Origin of the sequence: Algorimicrobium echini, from assembly GCF_900115185.1 — a bacterium.
Classification (GTDB): Bacteria; Bacteroidota; Bacteroidia; order Flavobacteriales; family Flavobacteriaceae; genus Algorimicrobium; species Algorimicrobium echini.
Window position 1 is genome coordinate 1 of the sequence record NZ_FOVN01000022.1, and the last position, 1,416, is coordinate 1,416.

Below are 1,416 nucleotides of genomic sequence, written 5' to 3' on the forward strand. Positions count from 1 at the left end.
GTCCCTAATCAAGTGTAAATGTGCGTTTGCTACCTTCCGATTTTCCTGCGGAAAATCCTCGGACGCAAACTCGCCCATTTCATACACTTACCGTTCTACACAATAGCAAAACTCACTCAAACGCAATCATTAATGAATAGATTCTGCTTTATATTATTTTTCACTAATATTTTAAATGCTCAAGTAAATGGTGTTGTTTTAGATTCGGTTTCTAAAGAACCAATAGTATATGCTAATGTTATATTAAAATCGGAACAAATAGGTGTAGCAACAAATTTTAAAGGAGCTTTTCTAATTAATAATAAAAACAGCTTAAACAGTGACACTTTAATGGCATCTTATGTTGGTTATAAAACTCAAAAAAAAGTTATAAACCACACAAAAAAAGATAGTATATATACGTTCTTTTTAAAAGAAGATTTACAGCTTCTAAACGAAGTTCTTATAAAATCCTCTAAAAAATTATCAAAAGGAACTTATAAAATAAAGTCCAAAGGTAAAAAGTTAATAGGCCATAATATAAAGTATAACGAAGAAGTTATTAAGCTTGTAAATAATGATAAGAATACGTCTGGCAAGTTACTTAACGTTACATTTTATTTTAGAAACTATGAAAGTGATTATGGTCAAAAACTACCAGTGCATTATAGGTTAAATTTTTATTATGTAGATTCCATTAGCAAAAAACCAAAAGATTTAGTTTTGTTGGAGAGCGATATTATTATTAAACCAGAAGACAAAAACAAAAAGCATCCTTTTGAGGTGGATTTAAAAAATTACAATATTAAATTTCCAAAGGAAGGTTTATATATAGGGTTACAATCCATAAATCCAAGTTTAACTCAACCAAAGGCAGGCGCTTTTTATGTAATTACACCAATGTTACTTGAGTCATATGTTAAAAAAGCATCTACCTATTATAGGACTTTGGGTGGAGAAACTTTCGCAAATATGAAAGGAATTAAAAAGAATTACTACAGAGATTTAATTATAGATGTAGAACTAAAATATTATGAAAACTAAATATAGGTATTAATTAATCTTATTTAAACTAGTAAGTTTTAAAATTTCTCATTAAAACAGAATTGAAAGATATTGTTAAATAAAACGTTGACCGAATTCACTCACACGTGGAAAACTGAAAACAGTATTTAGGCAAATAATACAAATTCCGAAAAAACTACTGTGTAGAACACCGTATATAATTTATTGCTAATTCTAGCCTACTTACGAAAGTCCTCGCGAACTTTCTTGGTTGGTAATTATTTACTAACTTAGGTGCTTAAAACACGCAACAAACCATATACACAAACGTTGGCAACAAGCTTGACCCGTCCTGAATAAAGGCTACATAATTTTAAACATTATGTACAAAAATGACAAAGTAATTAGACGGTATTCAGAACCTTTTAAACT

The 1,416-nt window shown here is 29.0% G+C and carries 1 protein-coding gene; it reads left to right on the plus strand.

The genetic code is table 11. The features are described from left to right. Positions 1-132: 132 nt before the first annotated feature. On the plus strand, positions 133-1,023 hold the full coding sequence (locus BM239_RS15230) for a carboxypeptidase-like regulatory domain-containing protein (RefSeq protein ID WP_177209062.1): 891 nt from the start codon (positions 133-135) through the stop codon (positions 1,021-1,023). Positions 1,024-1,416 lie beyond the last annotated feature (393 nt).

Excerpts from the sequence above, each read along its gene's own strand:
- BM239_RS15230 (WP_177209062.1), top strand. The coding sequence starts at position 133 with ATGAATAGATTCTGCTTTATATTATTTTTCACTAATATTTTAAATGCT.